Source organism: Nocardia brasiliensis ATCC 700358, from assembly GCF_000250675.2.
Lineage (GTDB): Bacteria > Actinomycetota > Actinomycetes > Mycobacteriales > Mycobacteriaceae > Nocardia > Nocardia brasiliensis_B.
In genome coordinates this window covers 3,549,388-3,573,816 of record NC_018681.1, presented here as the reverse complement: position 1 = coordinate 3,573,816, position 24,429 = coordinate 3,549,388, and the positions used below count along the sequence as shown (strand labels likewise).

The 24,429-nt window shown below is 62.4% G+C and carries 22 protein-coding genes and 1 tRNA gene; 10 read left to right on the top strand and 13 right to left on the bottom strand.

Translation table 11 applies throughout. From position 1 onward, the window contains the following. Nucleotide 1 precedes the first annotated feature (1 nt). The gene (locus O3I_RS16190) at nt 2-658 is read right to left on the bottom strand and encodes a TetR/AcrR family transcriptional regulator (protein WP_141692328.1); all 657 of its coding nucleotides are present in this window, start codon (nt 656-658) and stop codon (nt 2-4) included. Nucleotides 659-836: 178 nt separating this feature from the next. Then, entirely contained in the window at nt 837-1,577 is a 741-nt protein-coding gene (locus O3I_RS16185) for a GAF and ANTAR domain-containing protein (RefSeq protein WP_014984015.1), read from the bottom strand. Nucleotides 1,578-1,781: 204 nt separating this feature from the next. Between O3I_RS16185 and O3I_RS16180 the strand changes: the two genes are divergently transcribed. Continuing rightward, a tRNA-Pro gene (locus O3I_RS16180) sits at nt 1,782-1,858 on the top strand. Nucleotides 1,859-2,652: 794 nt separating this feature from the next. Here O3I_RS16180 and O3I_RS43825 read toward each other — a convergent pair. Then, on the bottom strand, nt 2,653-3,864 hold the full coding sequence (locus tag O3I_RS43825; RefSeq protein WP_014984014.1) for a helix-turn-helix domain-containing protein: 1,212 nt from the start codon (nt 3,862-3,864) through the stop codon (nt 2,653-2,655). Between the two features lie 1,059 nt (nt 3,865-4,923). Between O3I_RS43825 and O3I_RS16175 the strand changes: the two genes are divergently transcribed. From O3I_RS16175 to O3I_RS16160, 5 genes are all read left to right on the top strand, one after another. Further along, the gene (locus tag O3I_RS16175; protein WP_041562649.1) at nt 4,924-5,961 is read left to right on the top strand and encodes a polyprenyl synthetase family protein; all 1,038 of its coding nucleotides are present in this window, start codon (nt 4,924-4,926) and stop codon (nt 5,959-5,961) included. Between the two features lie 62 nt (nt 5,962-6,023). After that, nucleotides 6,024-6,941, top strand: a complete 918-nt coding sequence (locus tag O3I_RS16170) for a methyltransferase domain-containing protein (protein ID WP_014984011.1) — start codon at nt 6,024-6,026, stop codon at nt 6,939-6,941. Continuing rightward, on the top strand, nt 6,938-8,059 hold the full coding sequence (locus tag O3I_RS16165) for a polyprenyl synthetase family protein (RefSeq protein ID WP_141692327.1): 1,122 nt from the start codon (nt 6,938-6,940) through the stop codon (nt 8,057-8,059). Before O3I_RS16170 ends, O3I_RS16165 begins: the two co-directional genes overlap by 4 nt. 222 nt (nt 8,060-8,281) lie before the next feature. Then, entirely contained in the window at nt 8,282-9,067 is a 786-nt protein-coding gene (locus tag O3I_RS43820) for a UbiA family prenyltransferase (RefSeq protein WP_167829145.1), read from the top strand. A gap of 264 nt (nt 9,068-9,331) precedes the next feature. Continuing rightward, nucleotides 9,332-10,324 carry an alpha/beta hydrolase gene (locus O3I_RS16160; RefSeq protein ID WP_051066631.1) on the top strand — a complete coding sequence of 331 codons (993 nt, stop codon included), beginning with the start codon at nt 9,332-9,334 and terminating at the stop codon, nt 10,322-10,324. Here O3I_RS16160 and O3I_RS16155 read toward each other — a convergent pair. Beyond that, complete coding sequence (locus tag O3I_RS16155; RefSeq protein WP_014984008.1) at nt 10,321-10,725, bottom strand: nuclear transport factor 2 family protein; 405 nt, start codon at nt 10,723-10,725, stop codon at nt 10,321-10,323. The two genes, O3I_RS16160 and O3I_RS16155, sit on opposite strands and share 4 nt — an antisense overlap. A gap of 306 nt (nt 10,726-11,031) precedes the next feature. On the opposite strand from O3I_RS16155, the gene O3I_RS16150 reads away from it, so the two are divergent. Beyond that, nucleotides 11,032-11,334: a hypothetical protein gene (locus tag O3I_RS16150; RefSeq protein ID WP_141692326.1), complete on the top strand. Its 303-nt coding sequence runs from the start codon at nt 11,032-11,034 to the stop codon at nt 11,332-11,334. A gap of 7 nt (nt 11,335-11,341) precedes the next feature. Here the strand turns inward: O3I_RS16150 and O3I_RS16145 are convergent, their stop codons facing one another. Continuing rightward, complete coding sequence (locus O3I_RS16145) at nt 11,342-11,965, bottom strand: TetR/AcrR family transcriptional regulator (protein ID WP_014984006.1); 624 nt, start codon at nt 11,963-11,965, stop codon at nt 11,342-11,344. Between the two features lie 208 nt (nt 11,966-12,173). Between O3I_RS16145 and O3I_RS16140 the strand changes: the two genes are divergently transcribed. After that, nucleotides 12,174-13,388, top strand: a complete 1,215-nt coding sequence (locus O3I_RS16140; protein ID WP_014984005.1) for a cytochrome P450 — start codon at nt 12,174-12,176, stop codon at nt 13,386-13,388. 93 nt (nt 13,389-13,481) lie between these two features. Here O3I_RS16140 and O3I_RS16135 read toward each other — a convergent pair whose 3' ends face one another. Both O3I_RS16135 and O3I_RS16130 read right to left on the bottom strand, forming a co-directional pair. Further along, nucleotides 13,482-13,856 (bottom strand): VOC family protein, encoded by a 375-nt coding sequence (locus O3I_RS16135; RefSeq protein WP_014984004.1) that lies wholly within the window; start codon nt 13,854-13,856, stop codon nt 13,482-13,484. A gap of 140 nt (nt 13,857-13,996) precedes the next feature. Next, complete coding sequence (locus tag O3I_RS16130; protein ID WP_014984003.1) at nt 13,997-14,860, bottom strand: alpha/beta fold hydrolase; 864 nt, start codon at nt 14,858-14,860, stop codon at nt 13,997-13,999. A 547-nt stretch (nt 14,861-15,407) separates the two neighbouring features. On the opposite strand from O3I_RS16130, the gene O3I_RS16125 reads away from it, so the two are divergent. After that, complete coding sequence (locus O3I_RS16125) at nt 15,408-17,201, top strand: FAD/NAD(P)-binding protein (protein WP_014984002.1); 1,794 nt, start codon at nt 15,408-15,410, stop codon at nt 17,199-17,201. A gap of 21 nt (nt 17,202-17,222) precedes the next feature. Here O3I_RS16125 and O3I_RS16120 read toward each other — a convergent pair whose 3' ends face one another. Further along, nucleotides 17,223-19,562, bottom strand: coding sequence for a transketolase-like TK C-terminal-containing protein (locus O3I_RS16120; RefSeq protein ID WP_237748308.1), 2,340 nt, complete (start codon nt 19,560-19,562; stop codon nt 17,223-17,225). On the opposite strand from O3I_RS16120, the gene O3I_RS46800 reads away from it, so the two are divergent. Beyond that, nucleotides 19,549-19,674, top strand: coding sequence for a hypothetical protein (locus O3I_RS46800; protein ID WP_272944299.1), 126 nt, complete (start codon nt 19,549-19,551; stop codon nt 19,672-19,674). The two genes, O3I_RS16120 and O3I_RS46800, sit on opposite strands and share 14 nt — an antisense overlap. Nucleotides 19,675-19,730: 56 nt before the next feature. On the opposite strand, the gene O3I_RS16115 is transcribed toward O3I_RS46800, so the two are convergent. The 5 genes from O3I_RS16115 to O3I_RS16095 form a co-directional block, all read right to left on the bottom strand. Beyond that, complete coding sequence (locus O3I_RS16115; RefSeq protein WP_081594007.1) at nt 19,731-20,975, bottom strand: MFS transporter; 1,245 nt, start codon at nt 20,973-20,975, stop codon at nt 19,731-19,733. Then, the gene (locus tag O3I_RS16110) at nt 20,972-22,105 is read right to left on the bottom strand and encodes a hypothetical protein (RefSeq protein WP_014983999.1); all 1,134 of its coding nucleotides are present in this window, start codon (nt 22,103-22,105) and stop codon (nt 20,972-20,974) included. The genes O3I_RS16115 and O3I_RS16110 overlap by 4 nt, the downstream gene beginning before the upstream one ends. Nucleotides 22,106-22,276: 171 nt before the next feature. Continuing rightward, a complete protein-coding gene (locus O3I_RS16105) occupies nt 22,277-23,200 on the bottom strand; it encodes an aKG-HExxH-type peptide beta-hydroxylase (RefSeq protein WP_014983998.1) in 924 nt (307 codons plus the stop codon). A gap of 85 nt (nt 23,201-23,285) precedes the next feature. Further along, the gene (locus O3I_RS16100) at nt 23,286-23,480 is read right to left on the bottom strand and encodes a hypothetical protein (protein ID WP_014983997.1); all 195 of its coding nucleotides are present in this window, start codon (nt 23,478-23,480) and stop codon (nt 23,286-23,288) included. 189 nt (nt 23,481-23,669) lie between these two features. Further along, entirely contained in the window at nt 23,670-24,419 is a 750-nt protein-coding gene (locus O3I_RS16095; RefSeq protein ID WP_041562646.1) for a class I SAM-dependent methyltransferase, read from the bottom strand. Between the last annotated feature and the right edge of the window lie 10 nt (nt 24,420-24,429).

Genomic DNA, 24,429 nt, shown 5'->3' with positions numbered 1-24,429 from the left:
GTCAGGGCAGCAGCGGGCCCACCGCGTCGAGGTAGATCCGGGCGAGCTGGTCGGCGAGTTCGTCGGTGTCGGCGCCGACGAATTCGGCGAACACCGGCTCGGCGTTCACCCACTCCTGGATCGCGTAGATCACCGCACCCATGGTCGCGATCGCCGCGAACGCGAACGGCCGTGACGCGATCTCGCCGCGCTCGGCCGCGATCTCGGCCTGCGAGACGAACAACCGGGCGAATCGCCTGCGCCGCTCCCTACGCCAGATCTCGACGGTGTCGGCGACTCGCACGATCTCGACGAAACACATCCGCGCCGCCTTCCGGCTCGGGCACGTGGCCGCCAAGAACGCCCGGAACGTCACCGCGGCGCGCGTCGCGAAATCGGCCTCGTCGGTTTCGACCAGGGCCGCGACCACCCGTTCCGCCGCGCGCGCGTCGAACTCGTCCACCGCCGCGATCAACAACTGGTCGAGCGCACCGAACTCTTCATAGAAGGAGCGATACGAAACCCGTGCCGCCGTGCACAATTCGCCGATGGACGTGCCGGGATAGCCGCGTCCGCCGAACAGCTCCACCGCCGCGTCCAGCATCCGCCGCCGACGCTCGGACGCCCGCTCGTCAGCGCTGCGCCCGCGATAAACCCGCCCGCCGACCTCCTCGCCCACCACTCCACCTCGCCTCCGATTCGGCAATCGTCAACGCCTGAGCGTAGCCGCGCTCGAAGGTCGGCAAGCTACGAGTCAGACAACGCCGCCGACAGCGAACACCGTGGTGCGATAACGCGGTGCCCGATCCTGCACGCAGGCGCGGAAATTCACCCCCTGGGCACCGCAACCAGGCGGGTCATCCCGGTCTGTGGTTGCCGTGCGCGAGGATCACGCGCGCATCGATGGTCCGCTCCACCACCGCCCGCGCCAGATCCGGCAGGCGACCGCGGGAGTGACGCGCGTAGCCCCGCAACGCGTGGAATGCCGTCTCCGGATCCAGATCGCCTTGCGCGGCCAGTATTCCCTTCGCCTGCTCGATCACGATCCTGGTCTGCAGCGCCGACTGCAGCTGCCCGTTCACCGTCTTGTGGTCGGCGAGCTGACGCGCCCGCAGGATCGCGATGCTCGCGATATCGGCCATCGCCTGCCCCACCACCAGATCGTCCTCCGACAGCCGCGTCTCCCCGTAACTGAACAGATTCAGGGCCCCCACCCGGTCCGCGCGCAACCGCATCGGCAACGCGTACACCGACCGAAACCCCTCCACCAGGGCCTGTTTCGCGAACGCGGGCCAACGATCCTGGGCCGCCGCCAAGTCCTCGGCGATCACCCGTTCACTGGTCCGATAGCACTGCAGGCACGGCCCGTCCTGCGCCTGGATCTGTAGCAGCTCCAGCCATCGAGCCGCCTCACTTGTGGAAGCCAGCACCCGCAACTCGCCGTCGTCGCGCGCCAACAGGACCGCCGCGGTATCGACCTCCAACAGGTCCACCGCCCGATCCAGCAGACCCTGCACCACGTCCACCGGGTCGTACTCCTCCACCAGGGAGTCCGCCAGCTGCACAAACGCCTCAACCAGCCGCCGTTCCCGACGCATGACCGCCGCCTCCTTCGCGCTTCCGGCACCCCGCGCCTGTCACGGACCGTGCCGAGTCCCGAATGCCCCGACAACACGTCATCAATCGCCCGAATCCGACGACCCCATCACACTCCAACCCCCACGCCACGCCGTCTACCAGCCGATTAGCTCCACCGCCCGCCCCTGAGGTAATCTCTTCGAGCGCGCAGCAATGAGCGCAAACGGGCTGTGGCGCAGCTTGGTAGCGCACCTGACTGGGGGTCAGGTGGTCGCAGGTTCAAATCCTGTCAGCCCGACCAGGTCAGAGGCGGTTTCCGCCTCTGACCTCGTTGGTTTCTTGGACCAATCTTGGACCAGGGTGGATGGCCCGGGTGCAGCGGTCCTAGCAGGTAGAGGCGTACTTACCGGGCCTACCGGGCGATCGCGGTGTTGGACCCCGCAGTGATCCCGCTCGAGGTGAGCTTCCTTCCGCGTGGGGTGATCGCATCGCCCGGCGAATACCGGATGGTTGCGAGGGCCATTGCCGTCGGCCTACCCGTCTAGAGCACCTTCTCATGCCGCGGCGTTCATTGCGGTCGACCTGGTCCTGACACACCCAGTTGTGCAAGGACGCAGCACTGACTGCCAATTCGGTGGCGGCGGTGGTGATCGGTCTCCCGACCCGCACGAGCGCGACAGTGCTCAGGCGGAACTCCAGCGGAGACGGTCGTGGCATGAGATCAGCGCCTCTCAATTGGCGCTGGTCTTCACCCCGAAACAGGTAACCAAACCCATCGACGATCGTTCTACTTCCACGCGAAACGAACCGGTGGCAGCCCGTGCTAGAGCAGATGATCGACTGCCTGACAGGATTGACGCCACTCGGATTGTCGGTTTGACCGCCACCGCGGTGTCGCCTCATCTCATCTTGCGTGTCGCCGCTAACACCAAAGACGGAAGCTGCCAGCCAATCCGCGCGGTAGCAGTCACGAGCCACCCCTTCGAACCAGGAATCGCAGGCTGATTCTCACATCCGAGAGGATCTAGAAGCTGTTGTCCGAGTAGCGATTTCCCCGCTAGCTCGTCAGAGGTGGATCGGATTTGCCGAATATACCTAATCAAATAGGGCGATCCGTGACAGCAGTCGAGTTATATCCTGTCGAACCAGATTATTCTGCCTATGAATCAGGATTTCAATCACTTCCCTGGCACACGGATTCAGGAAGATCTCTTCCGGACAAAGGTCGGCGGCACGCGATAATGAATATGCGGCAGCAACATCCTCATTCTTCTGACAAAACGCATAGGCTAAAATAATATGAAACTCAGATATACAGGCCGGGGGATACGACTCCGGGATTTCCATGAGAGCGGCGATCCGGGGTATTTCGGCGATTTCTGAACGTAGTAATGCAATCTTCATCCGAGTCAATCCAATTGCTGTCATACCGAAGTTGAACTCCCCCACCCTAGACTCCACTCTCAAATTATTCGCGATACCTATTGCCCGATCAATGCATTCGTCCGCAGCACGGACATCGTTTTTACCTGCAGCAGCTGTCGCTGCGACAAGTAGACGAGAACCCTCTATAGCCATCTCCCTGAAATCTACCGTATAAGGCTTATTAGCCGAATGCGAAAGATAAATACTTTGCAGAGAATGACCGAGTGCAAGCATCGCACTCGCGCGATGCAAGCTGCTGGTAGCGACAAGAATCGGCTCGCCAACCGACTTCGCAACATTCACACACCGCTCTGCGGCAATCACGGCTATCGTAAAGCTGCCAAGTCTACTTAGTAGCATGCAGGCCAGCTGATGTGCACGAACAGATACTTGACCAACGGAAGGGTCATGAGTCATCCAATAGAGATGATTACTTCCAGCGATCAACGACGGAAGTATCTCAACCGTCAGAGTGTAAGGCTTTGCAGACGACTCCCATATTTCAATACACCTCGAAAGATCTGCATTCAGGGAATTCAGAGATACATCACCACTCGACGGGGGCGGATCTCCAGAAAGGAGTGCCTGCGCGTAAGAAGACACTATTTTACGCCCGTCGTCCGGGCGAGTAAGCGTATGATGCGTCGGCCACTCGATCAACTCGCCGATATTCTCGATCCGAAGAACATCCGCGAGGCGGACTATGAGTCGCACGCTGTCCAGGGATTGCCTACCTATTTCAACCAGCCGAAGCCATTCTTCGCTACGACCGACGAGATTTGCCACCACACGTCTCGACAGACCGCACTGGCGCCGCCTGAACTCGATTCTAGAGCCAATTGAAAGACCGCCGGCTGGATGATCCGATCGCTGCGACTGCATTGTTCCTCCACCAGTTTCCGATTACACTGCCGATCCCGCCGGTAGCGCAGCCCCTCCATCGGGCAAGGCTTCACCCCATGCAGGGCGAGACAGCCACCCCATACATTATGAAAACGCGAGATTTGCGATCTTCAAACAAATATAACGAAACACAAGACGCGGTAACAACCTGGAAGTCCTAATGAGAGTACCAATATCGATCCAGATCCTTCGGTGATCGGTCATCCAAACCCGACTTGGATGTTGCAGGAAAATAGCATGGCGGGCCGGCGGGGCGCACCAATCCGAGAAACTCGCCGCAGACCCAGCTATGCATCATCATTAGGACGGTTGCTCTAAGTAAACACGCCGGAACTTTATCAGCGGTCATCCTCACAACCCCAAGCAAAGAGCCTGTATTGTACCACCAAACGCCCGGCAGGCGCCGCAATTTATTTTCTTGATAAGTCAAGTAGCAACTGGTCGGTTGACAGTACACAACCAGGATTGATGCACAAGGAGGTCGAGTTCAACGGATCTTCTAATCGAATGGCATTTCACCGTGCCCGGTAGCACGGTTGGCCCGGTCGAACCCTCCGCGGTTGAAGACCGGCATGCTGGATACGGCAATCTCTTTTTCTACACGAACCAAATTTCACCATATCGTGGTCTACCGAGCGGCAATGCTGCCGGTGACGGCCTCGTGGCCCTTTCGGCATATCGAGCAAATAGTAAACCCCTCGACTTAAACACATCGGTCTCATTCCAGTAGCCGACACCCTTCGTCGGCTCAACCCAACTAAGACCATGCCGGAAGAAGCACAGATTTGGAGAGCACGAGACTTGGAGATGCGAGGACGAACAACGCAGACAGCCGATCTCCCATAACGCCCTCCGCCTCGCACACAAAAACTGCCGAAGCTTGCCTGCCAAAAGCAGAATTGGAAGCACCGTCAGAAACTTGGCACCGATCTTTTGCGGCGGGGAACAATCACTACATCAGCTCGCCCAAACTCCGCGACTTCGCTCGCTTCGCCTCAGCGGCTCCGTCACACCGCGCGATCAAAGAAGGTGAGAAGGATGACTTTAGCCCGCGATGCCGAACGGCGTGAGGGCGCAACGATATTGGAAGACGCGCGCAGGATCATCGAACCGGAGTATCGCGCCGTCGTCCGACACTTGCCCGCGGAGGTAAGCCACATAGGTGGCTATCACATCGGGTGGTGGGACGCCGCCGGCCGCCCAACGACCAGCTCCGGCAAAGCGATACGCCCAGCCCTCACTCTGACGTCGACCGCGGCGCTGGCGGACGGCACCATCGAACGGCACAAAGATCGAGTAGTCGCGGCGGCAGTCTCAGTCGAGCTGATACATGATTTCACCCAACTGCACGACGATGTGATGGACGGTGACCGAACCCGCCGCCACCGCATGACCGCCTGGGCCCAGTTCGGAGTCGGCCCCGCAATCCTCACCGGTGACATGTTCCTCGCCAGTGCCCTCGAAACGCTCGCCCAGCACGACGTCGCTGCAGTAGACATACTCGCGCAAGCGCTTCGCGGATTGTGTGAGGGCCAATCCGCCGATCTTGCCTTCGAACAACGCAACTCCGTCGACCTGGACGAATGCATACGAATGTCGGAGTGTAAGACCGCTACACTCATCAGCGCATCCTGCGCTCTGGGCGCATGGGCAGCGCACGCGGACGCCAGCCGCGCCACATGCCTGGCAGCATTCGGGCTGCACATCGGCCGAGCCTTCCAACTGGTCGACGACCTGCTGGGGGTGTTCGGCGACCCGGATTCGACAGGCAAACCGCTCTACGCAGATCTGATTCGCCGAAAGAAGTCGCTACCTGTAGTTGCCGCGTTGAACTCCGACACGGTAGCCGGACGACGCCTCTCACAGCGGTACGCCGATACCGAGCCGTTCGCCGGCGACGAACTCGCGCGTCTCGCCCAATTGATCGTCGATGCCGGCGGCAAACAATGGGCGGAGGTCGCCGCGCGCCGATCTCGCATCGAAGCCGAAAAGTCATTGCTCGCTGCCGATCCCGAAACCAGCGCCGCAGCAGATCTCCTGACGCTTGCCGATCTGATTCTGAGCAGAGACCACTGATGCACGAGCTCAGACTCACCAGTGCCAGAACCGTTGAACATCAACACTATTGGAGGCTGACAATGACCACCGATGCGACGTTCTCCACCAACATCGCCCGCACCCCATACGAAAAGGAGCTGCGGCAGCACTGGGATAGCAAGCAGCATGACGATGTCAACCTACTGCTGGGCGAATTGGATGGACTGTACCACCATCATTTTGGATATGGCGACTATGACCCGGCTGTCCTGCTCGGTGAGGGGCAGCAACGCGAGCAGAAGATGATTGCAGAGCTGCACCGCCTCGAATCCGATCAGGTATCACTGATTCTCGACGTTCTCGGCGACATCGGCCCCGAACATTGCGTGATGGATGCGGGATCGGGCCGCGGCGGCACCAGCTTCATGATCCATGACCGGTACGGCTGCGCTATCGATGGTGTCAACTTTTCGCAATACCAGATCGCCTTCGCCGAACAACTTGCGGAGCAACGTCATTGCGCGGATCGAGTGAGATTCCACTATCAGAACATGGCTGCCACGACGTTTCCCGACGGTCACTTCCACCGCGTCATATCGAACGAGACCACGATGTACGGCGACCTCTACGAGTTCTTCAGCGAATTCTCCCGAGTCCTCACACCCGGCGGGCGGTACGTCGCCGTCACCTGGTGTCGCGACGACGCAGTCGAGTTCTCCAGCCCAGACGTGGAACAGATCGACCAGCACTACGTATGCCACGTCCATCGTCGGAGCACCTACTTCAAGGCCCTGGCGGCGGCCGGCCTGGCGCCGATCCATGTCGAAGACTTCACCGAGCAGGCGCTTCCCTACTGGGAGTTGCGGGAGCAGTCCAGCCTCGCCACCGGCGTCGAGCAGCCCTACCTCTCGGCGTACCGCGCCGGTCACATGAATTACCTCCTCATCGTCGCGGATCGTGTCGTCCCTGATCAGCCATCGTCGCGGCCGCTCCGAAACCCGAAGGGCAACAACGAATGACGGCAGATCCTGACGCGGCTACGGCAATTGACCTGGCCCGAGTACGGGTCATGGTCGACCGCACACTCGATAAATTCCTGACCGACAAGGCGACTATCGCCGAGCGACAGCACCTGCCACCCGAAATGATCGGCGCGCTGCACGCGTTTGTCGGCTCCGGCGCCAAACGCCTGCGCCCACAACTCTGCGTACTGGGGTGGCTCGCTGCGGCGGGGGACCCCGACCTACCGCTGAGCGTCGTCCGCTGCGCAGCTGCGATCGAACTGTGCCATACCGCAATCCTCATCCATGACGACATCATCGACCACAGCGACACCCGCCGCGGAAGACCTACAGTTCATCGGGCGCTCGAACAGCGGCGCCCGGCACATTCGAACTCGGCCGAGTTCGGGGTGCACGCCGCGATCCTCCTCGGCGATCTCGCGATGGTCTGGGCTGACGAACTTCTGCACCACGCTCAGCTAACCGGGACTCAGGCGGAGACCGTACTGCCCTTGTTCGATTCGATGCGGACCTCCGTCAATTACGGTCAATACCTGGATCTGCTCACTACGAATTGCGCAGAAGCCAACCTGCAACGTGCTCTCGAGATCATCGAACACAAAACCACCAGCTACACGTTCGAGGGCCCTCTACGTATCGGTGCCGCCCTCGCGGGAGCGCCGCCTACAGTCCACGCCGCCCTTGTCGCGTACGCCCGCCCGCTCGGCATCGCGATACAACTCCAAAACGACCTGCTCGATACTTACGGAAGTCAAGACCAAACGATCAGGCCCAGCCTGAGCGACCTGCGGGAGGGAAAATGCACGGCATTGCTGGCGATCGCACTGACGCGCGCAACACCCGATCAACGCGCACGTCTCCAGCAAATAGTCGGCAAGCCGACGATGGACGATACCGACGCGACCGAATGTAAGGAAATACTCGACCAAGTATCCCGCAACGAGGTCGACGAAATGGTACGCACACGCTGGAATCAAGCTAAAAAAGCACTACACTATTCACCGTTTCCCCTGCACGTAATTCAAACGCTAGCGCATGTGGCCGAAATCGTGGCGCTCGGCACCATCAATAATGCAGACACAGCAGTCCGATACACTACATCTCCGCAAGCATGAATTGCACATCGTGGAGCACGATCTCAGATTTCAACTGTACACCCGATCCAACACTAGCCTGGCCCGCAGCTGCTAGATTTCCCAGACCCTCAGGGTCTCGTCAATTTTGACGGCTCAACAGCGCAGATCGACCGACAGACCTCACAGAGAATAGCGGGGTGAAGCGCAATTATCAATCAAATACGACTGGTCTGGCTCTTTATCAAATCCGACTATTGGGCCGTGTTTGTACCGGCACTAACCATAGGAGTAGCCGCATCTGCTAAAGATGGACTTTCATTCAGGCTAGCCGCAATCAAATTAGCCCTCGTAAGCATATTCGCCTTAGCATATCTGCTGCTACACTGCCTCGTCAGCCAGGTCGACAGCCTTGATGAAGATCGCATCAATAAGCCCTGGCGCCCCCTGCCAGCCGGTCGGATCAGCCTGAAATCCGCAGTAAAAGCGCGCAATCTCGCCATAATTTCTTTTCCACTTATTGGATATCTTCTAGACGTGTTCGTCCAGGCTCTGATTTGGGAACTGACGGTTATACTAGCTTGCTACACCCACTGGACCAACAACGTCTTCGGTAAATGCTCATATAGCCTTATAGGCGCACTCGTACTCACAGGCTATTGGCAGATAGTTGCACCCATGACAGTGGAGGTTCGTGACGATTTTATTCTCATGGGAATCGCCACATTCTTCAGTATTAGCGTTCAAGACTTCCGAGACAAGACAGGGGACCTAATCGCAGGCAGGAGAACGCTGCCAATACTATTGGGAGACGGACCATCCAGGCTACTGGGCGTGACAGCACTCGCATCTCTTCCCTTCGTCAACTATATGATAACGAACCCCACGATGCACAATGCTCTGTCCTGGGCAGCATTTTCTCTTCCTACAGCCTGCGCGGCAGTCTCCGCGCTTTTTTTATCAGTCCCACGCAACAAGCGTACAGACCACCTCGCATACCGGTTTCTAGAATGCTGGTTTGCTTTGAGCTTCTTAGGCATGGCTTTCTAAGACTCGACACCTCGCCTTGACATCGAATCTCACGCCGACTGCCCCTGACTGGCAGGCCGCGCGTGGCACGCGGACCCAGACCTTCGCCGTCCGCGCGGCGGCCCCGCAGGACTGCGACCCGCACCCACTGTGTTCGAGTACGCGTTCCCGATCCGACCTTCCCCCACCTGGGAATTGGCGACTTGGCAAGGTGCACAGTTAGCCTGGGCGACAGGCCAATTCGGGTCCCTGCCGGTCGGGTCGCGGGCGGGAAGGTTGAAAGGTATGCGCAGAGTGGTGTTTTCGGTGGGTCGGGGGAAGGTGCCGGGTTGGCGCCGACGGGCCGGCGTTATCTTGGCCGCGGCTGTACTCGTGTCGGGGATCGGTGCGACGGCGACAGCCGCACCGGTGCACGGACCAGTGCTCCGTGCACCCGCAGGCGGCTATCAAGAGCTGCTCGTGCCGTCCAGCATGGGCCCCATCAAGGTGCAGGTGCAGTGGGCGTCGCGCGGCGGCAGCTCCGCGCTGTACTTCCTCGACGGCCTCCGCGCACCGGCAGATCACAGCCAGTGGACCTCGGACACCGACGCCCTGCGCCAATTCGCCGGCGACAACGTCACGTTGGTGTTCCCGGTCGGCGGCCATTCGAGCTTCTACACCGACTGGTACCGGCCGAGCAGCACCAACAGCCAGCCGACCACCTACCGCTGGGAGACCTTCCTCACCAGGGAACTGCCCGATTTCCTTGCGGGCTACGGTGTTTCGCGAACCAACAATGCGATCGTCGGTGCCTCCATGGGCGGCAACGCCGCCCTCACCCTGGCCGGCCACCACCGCGACCAATTCAAATTCGCCGGCTCTTTCTCCGGTTTCGTGCATCCCACCTTCCCGATGTGGAACGAGGCGATGCGCGCCGCCATGCTCGACGAGGGCCGCTTCAACGTGGACGACATGTGGGGTCCCGCAGGCACTCCCGCCTGGTTTCGCAACGACGCCACCGTCCAGGCCGAACTACTGCGCGGCCTCCCGATCTACGTCTCCACCGGCAACGGCCTCCCCGGTCCTCTCGACGCCCCCAACGCCATCACCGACACCATCAACGGCGTGGCCCTCGAAGCCATGACCGTCGCCGCGACCCGAATCTTCCGAGACCGCCTGGCCACCCTGAACATCCCTGCCCGCATCGACATCACCGACGGCACCCACACCTGGCCCTACTGGCAGAACTCCCTGGCCACCGCCCGTCCCGCCATCCTCGACGCGCTGAACGCGCACTAGGTCGGTGCCACCGGCTGCACGCGAATGATGCCGGTGGCCTGCGACCAGACACAACGCCACGGGCCGCCGGCGTTGGTGTAGACGTCGGTGTGCCAGGCCTCGTGCCGCGGGATGCTCGCGCCGTCGACGACGAGTTCGATAACGCACTGGTAGCGGAGGACGACGACGTCGGTGCCGACGATGGCGTCCATGTCGCCGATCAGCCTCAGCTCCCGATAGACGACCCGTCCGGTGGTGAGGAGATCGAGGTATGCGGCCTTCGTCCACACGGTGCCGGTCGGATTGCACAACCGATACTCCGCGGCGTGCAAGCGGTCGTAGGCGCCGCGATCCACGTCGAGGAGACATTGGATCCGATCGTGCTCAGCCTTGATCACCAGGCCGGCCACATCGACGGTCATACCCGCCCCTATTCACTCGTTCGGCCGGAACGAACACCGCTGAGCTGCTCGTCATCAGCCTTCCCTTCGGGTCCGCCCCCACACGAACCAGCTTGCCGCGTACCGAAACCCGGTGACCGCGACCATTCTTCACTGATGGGAAGCAGCGTGCACCCCGGGTCGAACGCGGTCGCGCTGTCGCCGACTTGCACGTACCGTGCTCGGGTGCCCCAAGACCGAACCGGATCGCCACGAGTGGTCGCCACCGATTCCGACCGGACTGTCGAGAACCCCTCTCGGACCCAGCTGCACGACATCCTGGCGGACATGAGCTTCAATGCGCCGTTCGTGATCGTCGATCGGCTCGGCGGCCCCGAACCCGGCGACTACTACATTCAGGTTCACCTCGATGAGGACGTGGATCCCGCCGACGGTCACAGCTACATAATCGAATTCCGCGACGGCGGACCCGACGCCCATTTCCGTGCCACGACCAGCGACGACGCACCGTGGGACAGTGTCTGCTCGCCAGCCTTCGACACCGTGGTGAAAGTAGTGCAGGACTGGGCATTTCAACGCGAGGGGTGGCGGACAGCCCTGCCGTGGGAACAGGTGCGGTTCGACTCTTGACCCGGGTTCAGATCGCGGGATGACCGCCTGAGATGCCGTGCTCGACCGCGTCGAAAGCCTGGTTCAAGCGCTGACGGTGCGTTGCGGTGAGGTGGGCGAGATCGTCTCCGGCGAGCCGGCGGCGCACCGTGTCGACGGCGACTGTCCGGTACGCGGCGACGAGCAGGGCTGCCGCGAGCGCGCTGTCCCCGGAGAACGCGGGGTCTTGGTCGAGCTCGGCGGTCAGCGCTGTCTCGATCTCGGACGCGAAGGCGCGCAGCCGCGCGATCAGGGCGGGCGAGGCCGTGACGGTCCGCATCATCGGTTCGATGTCCCCGGCCAGCCCCGAGAGCACGTGCCGCTCCTCACCGAGCGCGACGGCGGCCCGGCGCAGCGCCTCGACCGCGTCGATGGTGTCGACGCGCCCGCGGATCGCGTTGCGGACGATCTCGACAACGTCCGGGAGACGGTCGAACAAAAGATCTTCCTTCCGTTCGAAATGCGCGAACACCGTCACCTTGGACACGCCCGCCGCCGCGGCGACATCGGCGATCGTGACGTTGTCGAAGCCGCGTCCCACGAACAGTTCCTGCGCGACCTCGGCGATGCGCGCTCGCGTCTTCGACCCGCCGCGGTCCCCCTTATTCGGCATGCGCGTGGAACTCCCTCCTGCTAGCGAAGCTTTACAAAGTAAATTTACCAGGTAAGGAACGGCCATGAGGAGGGACGCGGCACACGCGGGATGCTCGCCGTTCCGCCATCTTGCCCAAGTAAGCTTACTTGATAAGCTTATCGAGTAAACCTTACTTCAGCGCGGAGGTCCGGGCGCCCGTACCGGCCGCGGTTCGATGGGAGAAGCCATGACGTCGAAGACGCCGCTGCACCTCGTTCACGCCGCTCGGGAGCGGTACAGCCCGGGGCCCGCTCTGGCCGAGCGAGCGCACACAGACGGCCTCACCAGAACGGACACGCCCTTCGGTGGACCGGCTTGGCTGGTCACCCGCCACGAGGACGTGCGCGCCGTACTCGGTGACGCCGCCCGGTTCAGCAGCGCGACTGCCGACCGTCGCGCGAATCCTCCCGCCGCGCAATCCGATACCGACTCGGCAGGCAAGCAGTTCGCCAGTGCGGCATCGTTTCTGGTCGGCCAGGATCCACCCGAACACACCCGCCTGCGCCGACTGCTCACCCCCGAATTCACGATGCGCCGTATGCGTGAGCTGGCGCCTCGGGTGCGGGCCGTTGTCAGCGAGGTCCTCGACGCGATGCAGGACGCGGGCTCGCCGGTCGACCTCGTCGAGCGCTTCGCACTGCCCGTCCCCTCCCTGGTCATCTGCGAACTCCTCGGCGTCCCCTATGCCGACCGGGAGATGTTCCAACATCTGACGGCGGTGCAGCTTCGGGTCACGGCCGCGCAAGACGAGCGGACCGACGCCTTCCTCGCGCTGCGTTCTTATATGGGCGATCTCGTCGACCGGCATCGCAGTGCTCCGGGTGCTGATCTGATCGGGATGCTCATTCGCGAACACGATGACGACATCACCCACGACGAACTGGTCGGCGTCGCCCTCGTCCTGCTGATCGCGGGGCATGAGACGACCGCCAACACCCTCGGTGCGGGCACCGCTCTGCTTCTCGAACACCCCGAACAACTCGCTGCGGTCCGCGACGAGCCACATCAGGTCGACGGTGCGGTCGAGGAACTGCTCCGCTTTTTCACCCCGGTCCACACCGGCCTGGCCCGGACCGTCACGACGGACACCGTCATCGGTGGACAGCAGATGAAAACCGGTGACCTGGTGGTTGTTTCGCTCCCCATGGCCAACCGTGACCCGCGCCTGGTCACCGCACCGGACGATTTCGACATCGCCCGCAAGCCGGCCCCGCACGTCGCATTCGGCCATGGCATCCACCACTGCGTCGGCGCTCCCCTGGCCAGGATGGAACTACGGATCGCACTCCCGGCCCTGTTGCAACGCTTCCCCGGACTCCGGCTCGATCTCGATCCGGCAGACATCCAGTTCCGCACCATGACCGCCGTGCACGGCGTCGAAAGGTTGCCTGTCGCTTGGTGATCACGCACTGCGGGCCATTCGACGCCGGTCTCGGCCGGATAGAAATGTAGTCGGCGGCGGGGCTGAATCCGACCAGCTGACTGTGAGAGCACCTCAGACGGGACGAGGGGCGAAGATACGGAACGTGTTGCCCTCCGGATCATGGAAGACGACCCAGCGGACCCCATCGAGATCGTTGTCGCTGATCCTTTCGGCGCCGAGAGCCTCGATGCGGTCGGCCTGTTCGGCCCAGTCCGGTTCCCCGCCGAGATCCAGCATAAGCCGGTTGGGGCCGGCGGCCGGCTCGCCGTCGGGTCGGTGGAACATCCACGTCGGTCCGCCGCCGTCGAATCCGATGGTCGCGAATTCCGTTGTCGCACCGGGATCGACGGTGCGCTGCAGCACCGCCGCCCAGAACTCGGCAAGCGCCGCCGCGTCGCGGCAGTCGAAGGAAAACATCCCGACCTGCATGCCGCTCGAATCAGCCATGTCACGCATCCTTCCGTAAGATCACGGCACCCGAATGTGCCGCGCACCATAGCAATTGAGACGATGCCGGCCATCCGGATGCATCGGCCGGCACTCCAGCGGTCAGCATCGCAGTTTCACAAAGAAGCCACGTGTACGTATCAGTTGTCGAGCACCTCGCGCAGGGTCGCCGCGAACGCCTCCGGTTTGCCCGCGTAGCCGAATTCACCGTCCATGAAGCCGCCGTGATGGCTGGGGAATACTGTCGCCTGTTGGCCGAGCATTTCAGCTGTGGCGATGGCGGCGCGGCCGGTGCAGGTGTTCGCGGATTCCTCGCCGACGGCGATCACGACGCGGGTCGGGGCGGCGGTCAGCGCCGCGAGGTCGGGGCGGTAGTCACTCACCGCCCAGGCCCGGTCCGACAGCAGCGGGTCGTCGCGAGAACCGTCGTCCTGCGCGGGTATCCCGAACATGGCCGGGTCCGGCGGGGACTGGGCGAAGTAGTCGTCGGTGTACTCACCTTCCCACGACGTCATCGTGATGAAAGCCGCCATGCCCGCACCGAATCCTTCGGCCAGATAGATGTCGTGCATGGCTTGCCTGGCGCGTGCCGCCGCTTCGGCATCGGGCAGCAGGGTGAGCAACGGGGGCTCGTGCACCACCAAAACCGTCACGTCGCCCGGATAGGCCGCGACAAGCGCCAACGCCGTGACCCCGCCGCCACTGCTGGCGAACATCTCGACCGGGCCTGCGCCCAGCACTTCGATCACCGCGTGCACGTCGCCTGCCTGTTCGTCCGGTTCGTGCTCGACCCTGCCGTCCTTGCGGACGCTGCGGCCGAGCCCGCGTGGGTCGTAGGTGATCACGGTGCGTTCGGGGAACTGCTCCCGCAGTGCCCGAAAGCCGCTGGCGTCCATCGGCTGCGCGATCAGGAACAGCGGTGGTCGCCTGTCCGTGGTGGGCAGCGGACCGAACACGTCGTAGGTGATATCCGCACCGGGGGTCTGCAGGACATATGTAGCCATATCTGATACGACGGGGCATGTCCGGAAAATTCATCGGCGGCGAGCTGGTTCGTCCGGCGATTGCCGGCGGTGCATCTCGCCCCCGCCCTAGTACTCAGCGAACACTGCTATGCCGGCGATGCCGGTCGCCCGCCCTACGGGTGCACCGCGAACCGGCTCGATCCGTGTGACCCGTTGCTGCGGAGCGGAACTCCCGCGCCACCAGATCGTCGCGAAACGGTGGTCCGGCCTTGCGGCCGATACCGCTCCGGGTTCGTGCCGAACAGAATGAGGCTATTGCAGGGTCAAGATCATCGACGATGAGGAATACTTCGCGCATGATGTTTGCGCTGGCGACAGCCGCGGATGTTTCTGAGCCCGGCCCGGCAGGGGTTCTCGCGGCACACGCTGACGTCGTGCCGCCCCGTACGACGACTTCCTCAGCGGCACTAAGGTTCTCGGCCAGGCTACGCTCGGTGCTGCTCGACGCCGTACGTCAGCTCTCGCCGTCATCGTGCGGATAGCAGCCAATCAGGCGGGGGCACCTCGAAGGTCCCGGCGCATCGTCGTGGTCGGTGCAGGTCTGGCCGGCACCGCAACAGCCATCCGACTGCTGCGCTTCGCCACCGAGCCTGTGGAAATTGTCCTGCTGGAACGCCAGAAGGAACACAGACACGCGGGAGTCGCGTATCACGCGGCGGGAAATCCGTGGAACCACATCTTCAACATCCAAGCGGGCAGGATGTCTGCTTTCCGGGAGGATGTCGACGACTTCTTGAATTGGGCCAACGGAGAAGCCGATCGATCGGCGTGGCCGCCGGAATGGCGGGAAGTCACCTTCTTCGAATCGGATCCGGCACCGCGCCGGATTTACGCGGATTACCTCGGTCGACGACTGGCCGAAGCCGCCGCGGAAGCCGCTGACGGCGTCGTCCTGCGCGAGGCAGACGGTGAAATGGTCGAGCTGACGCCGGCTACGGACAGCATTTCCGCCGTGATCGAAAATCTGTCCTGGTCGGGAGGCCCCGGTCTCGAATCGACGACCATAGACGCAGACCACATAATCCTCGCGACGGGGCCCGAACTGCGCCACCCGCGCTACGCACAGGCCGTGCTCGATCACCCGTCCTACATTCGGCTGCCCTACACCGGCGAGGCAGTGGAGCGAATCAGGACATTACCGCCGCATGCTGTCGTCGCGATCATCGGAACACTGCTCAGCGCTTACGATTTCGCTGCGCTGCTGCTACGACAAGGGCACGCCGGTGCGATATACATGATCTCGCCGTCGAGCTCGACGCCGAGAACCTACCCGGCCGACCACCGGCATCGCGTACTGGCCGTCCCGCCACCCATCATCGACGTCGAGCAGGGACGTGCGGCTCTCGCCGGCCAACTCGAAGCCGAGTGGATCAGGGCATGTCTTTTCGTTGCCGAGCAGCATCCCGAAGTGCACCCAGCCGTGATTTCGGAGCGAGTCGCGAAAGCCTGGGAAGCGTATCTGCCCGACATATTCCAGAACATCTCCGCTGAAGACTTGCAGTTCCTCTTGGAAAAGTACGGCAGCCGTCTCGCCACGCTGCGGGTCAGTGCGATGTCGTACACCACCGCCGTCGTGGATGCCGCGCACCGCGCGAGCGGCCAGGTCCAGGTGGTCGCCGGTCGCGTCACCGATGTGCGGCCGCTCGAGCAAGACCGATTGTTGCTGACGCTCTCCGGCGACGGGCCGCACCGAACCTTGGCGGCAGACCTGGTCATCTCCAATTTCGGCCGGGAGTTCGACTATGCCGAGGTGGCCTCTCGGCTGTGGCAATGCCTCCTCGGGCGCGGGCTGGCCGTTCCGCACCGGAAGACTCGACGAGGCGTGGAGGTAGACAGGTTCGGCGCCTTGCTCATGGCTGATGGCCGTAGGTCCGAAGCGATCTCCGCAGTGGGCGCGCCCCGGGAAGGCGACGAAATTCTTCGGCACGGACGGCTCGGCGCCTTCAGTTTCAATCTGGCCACCATCAAGAACCATTCCGTTTCGGTGGCCGCGGATGTGCTGCGCAAACTCGAATCGAGATACACGAGCCTGCCCGACTCCACCACGACTCCACCGCTGGAAAGCGCATGGGCCGAACTGGTTTCGCTGGAGGTCCAGCGCTTGGCGGCGCGCCGGCGGCGGACTCGCACCGAGTTTCAGGAACAGTTGGATACGAAGCTCCGCGAGGCCACCGGACAATCCGATATCAGCACCTGGCTGGCCGCGATAAATCGAGCCGCCGTCGACTGCTTGACCGAACTCTCCGTGACGCCGCGGGAACTGCGCGCCCAGCTCATGCTCGACCTCCGATCGGCAACGTCTGACCGGACACTCCAGTAGGCGGGTGTGGTGCCCTGAACCTCAACCGGCCGCGCCGAGCACGTCGAGGGCGGCGGCGACAATGCTGTCGGCGTCCAACCCGTGGTAGCGGTACACCTCCTCGAGCGATCCGACTTGCCCGTAACGCGTCACGCCGAGATCGATGTGATGCACCCGATTGATCCCGGACAGGAAAGACATGGTGTGCGGGTGGCCGTCCAGCACGGTCACCATCGGCGTGGCCCGGCTGGGCGGGAACAGCTGATCCAGGATCCAGCTGTCCCCGTGGCCGCGGCCTTGCCTGGCCTGCGATGCCTCGAAGAGCAGCCCGGGACTGGTGACGCACACGATGTCGGCGACAACCCCGCCCGATTCGAGCCGGTCGGCCGCGGCCACCGCCTCGGTCACCACGGCGCCCATCGCGACGATCGTGACGACCGCGTCCGCGCGCCGGCGCAGCGGATATCCGCCTGCCACCACCTGTTTGCGACGACGCTCCCGCGCGGCAGGGTCGGCGGGCACCTCGGCGAGGCGCTGTTCGACCGGCCGGGTCGACAGCCGCAGATACGCCGAGGTCCCGTCCGGTCGCCCGAGCCGGGCGATACTGGCCAGCAGCGTCCATTCCACGTCGATGGCGAACGCGGGTTCGTAACAGATCAGGCCCGGCGTCTCGATACCGATCGAGGGCGTCGTAATCGATTGGTGGGCACCACCTTCGGCGGCGAGGGTGACACCGGACGGCGTCCCGATCAGGATCGACTGCCCGCCGGCGTAGATGCCGTAGGTCCAGGGTTCGAGCGCGCGTTCGACGAACGGGTCGTAGAGCACACCGATCGGGAACAGGGGTTGGCCCCACCGGCTCCAGGTCGCGCCGAGTTCGCCGATCAGCCCGACCAGATTCGTTTCGGCGATACCGAGTTCCATGTGCCGACCGGTGGGTTGCTCACGCCACCGCACGAGCGTTTCGGCGTCGTCGGCGAACCAGTCGTGCCGTTCGGCGCTCGACCACACACCGACCTTGTTGATCCAGCCCGCCAGATTGGTGGTGGAGCTGACGTCGGGACTCACGGTGATCACCCGCCGCGCCATCTCCGGCGCCGCCCGGCTCAGGTCCAGCAGAGTCCGCCCCAGCGCCGCCTGCGTGGTCGCGATACTTTTCGGTGTATGGCCGAAATCCTTTGGTACCTCGGGTACTTCGACCGAATGCACCGGTTCGCGACGCAACCGCAGCGCGGTCTCCGCGCATAATCGTCCGGCCGCGCTGTCGTCGTTGAGCCGCGCCCACGGGTGCTGTGGATCGCGGCCGAGTTCGGCGGCGAGCGATTCGTACTCGGCCACCGACAGCAGCGACGAATGGTTCTGCGGATGTCCTTGTGTCGGCAGCCCATAGCCTTTGATGGTGTAGGCGATGATCACCGTCGGACGGGTGTCGTCGATCTGGGCGTAGGCCTCGATCAAGGCCTGCATATCGTGCCCACCTAGATTGCGGATCGCCGCCAAGAGTGTCGAATCATCCAGACCTGCAATCAATTCCGTCAATTGCGCATGGTCAGGTCCGCTGCCCGGCAGCCTGCGCCGTAGTTCGTCGGCGTCGCAGCGCAGCAGACGCTGGTACTCAGGGTTGGGCATGTCGAGGATCCGGGCGCGCAGCGCGGCGCCACCCGGCCGAGCGAACAACGATTCCAGCAGACGCCCGAACTTCACCGTGAGCACCTGCCAGCCCGCGGCGGCGAACATCGCCTCCAGCCGACCGGCAGCGATATTGGGCACCACCCGGTCCAGGGACTGACGGTTCAGATCGACGATCCACACGATCTCACCGAGATCGGCGTTACCGGGATCGACGACGGCCTCCCACACCGCCCCCTCGTCCAACTCCGCATCACCGACCAGCGAATACTGCCGACCGGTACCGGTATCGGCACCCAGCGCGTCGTTGAGATAGCGCCGCGCGATCGCACCCCAGATCGGCGCGGTCGCCCCGATCCCGACCGATCCGGTCGAATAGTCGACCGGATCAGGGTCCTTGGACCGGCTGGGATAGGACTGCAGGCCACCGAATTGACGCAACGTGGTCAGGTACGACTCGTCCAACTCCCCCAGCAGATAGTTGATGGCGTGCAGCACCGGCGACGCATGCGGTTTGACCGAAACCCGGTCACCGGAGCGCAAAGCGGTGAACCACAGCGAAGTCATGATGGTGGTCATCGACGCGCACGAGGCCTGATGCCCGCCCACCTTCAACCCCGACGGATTCGGCCGAACCCGGTTGGCGTGATGAATCATCGAAACCGCCAGCCACAACGTGCGACGCTCGATCTCCGATAGGGCGTCCAACCCGGCGGCGCCGCGCTTGTATTCCGGCTCGGTGACCTCGGTCATCGGCATCTCCTCGAATGACATCCGGGTGTTCGACCGCATTACATCTGATCTTGCCATTCGCGGTCCGCTCGCCGCGCTCTACGGCAACCGCGCCTACGCACCCCACGGTTGAGGCGTTGCCCCGCAAAACCATCGGTGAAGCAGCACCGAGCGGGCGTCCTCATCGCTTCAGGTGGCTTGACGTTTACGCAGGGCAGGCACCAGCGCGATCAAAGTCAAGGCGAGATAACCGGCGCTCGCGGTAACTATCGTTGCACGTTCGGACCATAAGGTGGTGGTGAGGATTCCGCCTCCGATACCCACCAGAGCCAAGCCCTCCATGCCGGTGCTGGCAACAGACATCACCCGGGCGATCTGTGTGTGCTCGGTGCGGGTCTGGAGAGTGCCGTATACAGCGGCGACGAGCAGAGTTCCGGCGAACGCGGAAAAGAACTCGAACCCGATCACCAGTGGATAGACCCCCCATTGATGGTGCGGTGCCGAAAGCAGGCACCCGCCGGCGGCAGCGGAGAGAGCACTCGAGACCGCGATCAAAGGCCACATACCGAGGTAGGCCAGGATTCGGTGTGCGATAAGCCCACCGCTGATGCCGCCGAGTGCACCGAACGCATAGAGCACACCTACCAGGGCAGGATCTATCCCGAGTTCTCGGATCAGAAACACCAAAGTCACTGGCACGATCAGACTTCCGACGACGCCGGATAGCCAGAGCAATTGGACCGGCTTCTGCGCCGACACTGCGCGCGCGATCGAAACCACCGACGTGGCCGTGACCGACGCGGGATCGGGTGCTTCATTGACGGGCTGCGCCTGATCGTTCGGCCGATCGGGAGATTCGAATCCGCGCAACCGCCATACGAGCGCGGCCGAGGCGAGGTTCATACCAGCGTCGACCAGCAGGATCACGGGAGCGGGCAATAGCTTCAGCAATGCTGGACCGCCGGATTGACCGGCGATGTCGGCGGCACTGGACAAGCTGTTCAGGGCTCCCACGGCCCGAACTCTACGGGCGGCGGGTACGAGCTGATTTACCGTGGTGTGCCCCAGGCTCGACACCAGGGTTTTCGCCAGGACGATCACCACAACCGCGGCCAGCAGAGTGGGAATCGACAGCACATCGACCCACCACAACAACGGAATCAGCACCGCCGTCGCGGCGGCGCTGATCTGGCTGAACACCTGCAGTCGGATCTGGTGGGGCTGGGTGTCGACCCACGCTGAAATCGGTATACGGGTTGCCAAGCTGACCACAAGCGTCGCGGCAGTGACCGCACCGACCGCAGTGCTCCCCCCACCGAGGGTGAGCACCACGATCAGCGGCAGAACAGCTTCGGCGACTGAACCGCCGGTCAGGGCGAGTGCTCGTGAGGCGAGGTACACCCGCAGCGGCGACCGATCAGGGACAGCAGTCATCGGCGAGCATCGATGGTGACTCGTGCACAGCCGGCGCTGCAGCAGTCACCTGTGATGTCTTCGTCCCGAATCAGTTGCGGATGCTCGACACCAGGTACCGGGACGAGTCGGCTCAGGGTGACAGTTCGGCCGTTGTCGAAGTGAATTGTGGCGTCATCGGTGATCACATCGATGTGGATGCGGGCGTCATAGCCGACGACCGACAGTGGTTGGTTGTGCTGACCGAAGCCGATATGTAAGCCCGAACGCCGCTCGTTCATATGAGAATTGTGGGCTACGAACGACGGAATCGCCTGGTTGGTACCAAAGCCGAGTTCCCCGACCCGGCGGGCGTGGGGCAGGGCGAAAGCGCGCTGCAAAAACGCGTTCATCTCGGTTCCTGGGCAGTCGAACGCACGGATGATGGAGTTCTCGATCTCGAAGGTGATCGGAGCGTTGGCGAGGCGCATGTCGAGTTCGGCGATGACGTTGCAGTTGACGGCGCCGTCAGCCACGAGAACTCCGTCGACGCGGGCGGGAAAGGTCGCGATTTCGCCGGGCGGGAGAATTGTGAAGGCACCTGGGCGCAGCCGACCGCGGTTGCTGATCCAATCGTACTTGTCCTCATCCAAAATGATGTTGAGGTCAGTCCCGCCTGGAGAGGTCACGCGGATCGAAGATCGACCGTGGAACTCGGCGAGCAGGGTCGCGTTCAGCTGCTCCAGGCGCTCAGGGCTGTAGGTCAATGCGTACCGAAAGAAGTCGTCACTGGCGCTGATCACCCGCATAATCTTCGTCCGAGCGATGCCGTAGCGATCGAACAGCGGGATGAAGACCTCGAAATGCGACATCGTGTCACGTTCAAGAGTGACCACAACCAAGTTGCCGACGAATCCTGTGGGCGAAGGTAGCTTCGTGGACAGCCGCTCGCCTACACCGGCATCTCGTAACGGTGCCATAGGCACAGACGCCCAATCGACTTCGAGGCTGTCGAGGAACAAGCCAGCGTGAGCTGCGTAAATCCGGCACTCAGGCGTATAAGCGAGAATCACGAAGTCCTGGCAACCGATCCGCCCGAATTGCTCGAACAGGCGGGCGACGCCCGCCTTCACGGTCAAGTCGCGATCGTCATCAATGAGCTGGCTGGTCATAGCGAAGTCCTAATCGATCGTTTTCCGGTCGAGATGATTGACAACAGATCCGCACATCGCATCGAGTCGCGTCCGATGCTGTAGCAAGTCGGTGGCGTCAGAGTCAGCAAGATCAGTGGCGACAACAGAAATACTCCCACCGTTCCGCAAGGTGGCATGGCGCGAGTTGCCCTACTGCGGGGTGGCTAGCAACGTGAAACCCGTGCACAGGTTGGAATACAAGGACCTGCCCTCCTCAGTCCACTCAGCTTTCGCATCGAGGACCTCCAGGCAAGCGGCGAGGTTCTCGTCGTTCGAACACATCAGCTGGTACTCCTCTGAATCCCGCTGCGAATCAGAGTGCCCGACCCATCGCGCAAGTCCCTGGCGCATTCGCCACAGCACAAAAGCTGCGTGCAGCGTTCCGAACATCGGCCGTGGATCAGGCCGCAACGGGTGTGTGGTCATCTCTTTAGGGTTGGCCAGGTACGTCACGTGAGCGGTTCGGAGAAACATCGAGTGATGGCCGCACTCGTGCAGAAGGACCTGCATAGCACGTACCGGATTGCTGACCCACTCTGTTCCTACGAACACGATGCCGAATAGTTGATCGTGCGAAGCACTGAGCTCGGTGTTCTCGAGCAAGATGATCCTGTCGATCAATACCGCCACCTCGACCGCAGCCTCAGGCCAGCACTGTTGCAACCGTCGCAGCGCTGTCCCGATGTGCTCACGATACGTCCCAGCGTTGCGGGCGAGCGTCGCCGCCGCTTCTGACTCACCGCCGTAAACGTTCGCCGAAACCACCCCGAGTGCATGACGGTCCTCAGCAGAGGCATTGTCGGCCGCGACAATCTCAGGTACCCGAGAAGGCCGCTCACTTGCTCGACGCAATCCGTTACGCACAGCGTCGATCTCCGACTCGTCCGGCTTGCGCTTCGGCATCACGGACAAAGCAGCCCAGTACGCCTCCGGTGGCATCGTATGTGCTGCCTGGATCTCGGCGGACAAGTTCTCGACCGTCTCCAGTTCACGCGCGATTACAGCGTTGTACCGCGCGAAGATCGTAGCCAGATCTTCTACCCGTATATCGGGTGTCTGAAAGAATGGTTGCACTTGATGCCTCCCACATGCCCTCTATTCGACCGGTGAAACGAGCCCGCCGCCGTTCTTCGATCGGAACGACGGCGGGGGTGCCAGGTTAAGCCTCGGGCTTGTCGTCGACGAGCGTCTTGTACGCGATATACCAGACGGTATCTTCGATACTCGATCGGCGAATGCTGTCGATGTCAGCAGGCAGGTCGACCTCCTCCCGTTCCAGCTTCGTCAGGGTGTCGGCCAGTAGCTCATCATATCTGCTACCTGCCACTTCATTGGGAGTCAAGGTCTGGGCCACTTACATTCCTTCCTTGTGTACGAATTCGGCTGAGACGATCGGTCTTGACAATGTTGAACTGTCTCGTGGAGCCACCGATCCCTTCACCTCCACACCGAAAATCTTGTACCCAGCGAGCAGCCTTGGCGAGCACTACAACCAACCTCGGGACCCACTATTGATTTCGATCCGACCATGTGGTATTGAGCCTTATTCGAGTCGGGCTTCTATCAGCAGGAAGAGTGGTCGCTGGAATCGGACATACCACTGCGGATCCTCGAGCAGTTGGTCTTCAGTCGGTCGCGGTTCCCGGATCCCGGTGATGACGAATCCCGCGGCCGTGATCATGCCGATGTACTGCTCGAGCGAATAGAACTTCTGCACTGAAGCTGCGGGCGATTCCTGAGAACCTACGTTGAAGCGCTGCTCCACAATTCTTCCGCCGAAATAGTCATAAACCGGCACTCCACCCGTCGTTGACGGGGCCCGTTCGGCCCGCGCGCTGTAGAAGCATGGATGTTGCCCGATGATGACCAGGCGTCCGCGGGGTCGTAAGACGCGGGCGAACTCGTGATATCGCGCCGCGGGGTTGGTGAGACCATGCGGGAGACGGTTCACTACAACCAAATCTACGCTGACGTCCGATGCTGGGATTGCGGCTACGTCAGCGTGAACGAAGCGGGCGCGCGGAGTGCCTACAATAGTAGCGGAGTCAACGAATGCTTGGCATGTGTCGATGCCGAGCACGGTGCCGGCACCCATCTCTAGAAGCTTGCGCGCCAGATAGCCTTCCCCGCATCCAGCGTCCAGGACATCGAGCCCGTCGACGTTCCCTATGGCGTTCAGCAGTGCAGGATCGGTGATCTGAGTTTGGTAGGGGTCGGTTCCCGCCCGGATCATCGAGATCCAGTACTCAGCATTGAGGTCGTAGGCTTGCGTAATCAGCTCGTCACCGACCATATTTGCGGTG

Coding starts and splice junctions, on each gene's coding strand:
- O3I_RS16185 (WP_014984015.1), bottom strand. CDS start 1,577: ATGCGTCGGGAACGGCGGCTGGTTGAGGCGTTTGTGCAGCTGGCGGAC.
- O3I_RS43825 (WP_014984014.1), bottom strand. CDS start 3,864: ATGCAGTCGCAGCGATCGGATCATCCAGCCGGCGGTCTTTCAATTGGC.
- O3I_RS16175 (WP_041562649.1), top strand. CDS start 4,924: ATGACTTTAGCCCGCGATGCCGAACGGCGTGAGGGCGCAACGATATTG.
- O3I_RS16170 (WP_014984011.1), top strand. CDS start 6,024: ATGACCACCGATGCGACGTTCTCCACCAACATCGCCCGCACCCCATAC.
- O3I_RS16165 (WP_141692327.1), top strand. CDS start 6,938: ATGACGGCAGATCCTGACGCGGCTACGGCAATTGACCTGGCCCGAGTA.
- O3I_RS16160 (WP_051066631.1), top strand. CDS start 9,332: ATGCGCAGAGTGGTGTTTTCGGTGGGTCGGGGGAAGGTGCCGGGTTGG.
- O3I_RS16155 (WP_014984008.1), bottom strand. CDS start 10,725: ATGACCGTCGATGTGGCCGGCCTGGTGATCAAGGCTGAGCACGATCGG.
- O3I_RS16150 (WP_141692326.1), top strand. CDS start 11,032: ATGAGCTTCAATGCGCCGTTCGTGATCGTCGATCGGCTCGGCGGCCCC.
- O3I_RS16145 (WP_014984006.1), bottom strand. CDS start 11,965: ATGCCGAATAAGGGGGACCGCGGCGGGTCGAAGACGCGAGCGCGCATC.
- O3I_RS16140 (WP_014984005.1), top strand. CDS start 12,174: ATGACGTCGAAGACGCCGCTGCACCTCGTTCACGCCGCTCGGGAGCGG.
- O3I_RS16135 (WP_014984004.1), bottom strand. CDS start 13,856: ATGGCTGATTCGAGCGGCATGCAGGTCGGGATGTTTTCCTTCGACTGC.
- O3I_RS16130 (WP_014984003.1), bottom strand. CDS start 14,860: ATGGCTACATATGTCCTGCAGACCCCCGGTGCGGATATCACCTACGAC.
- O3I_RS16120 (WP_237748308.1), bottom strand. CDS start 19,562: ATGACCGAGGTCACCGAGCCGGAATACAAGCGCGGCGCCGCCGGGTTG.
- O3I_RS16115 (WP_081594007.1), bottom strand. CDS start 20,975: ATGACTGCTGTCCCTGATCGGTCGCCGCTGCGGGTGTACCTCGCCTCA.
- O3I_RS16110 (WP_014983999.1), bottom strand. CDS start 22,105: ATGACCAGCCAGCTCATTGATGACGATCGCGACTTGACCGTGAAGGCG.
- O3I_RS16095 (WP_041562646.1), bottom strand. CDS start 24,419: ATGGTCGGTGACGAGCTGATTACGCAAGCCTACGACCTCAATGCTGAG.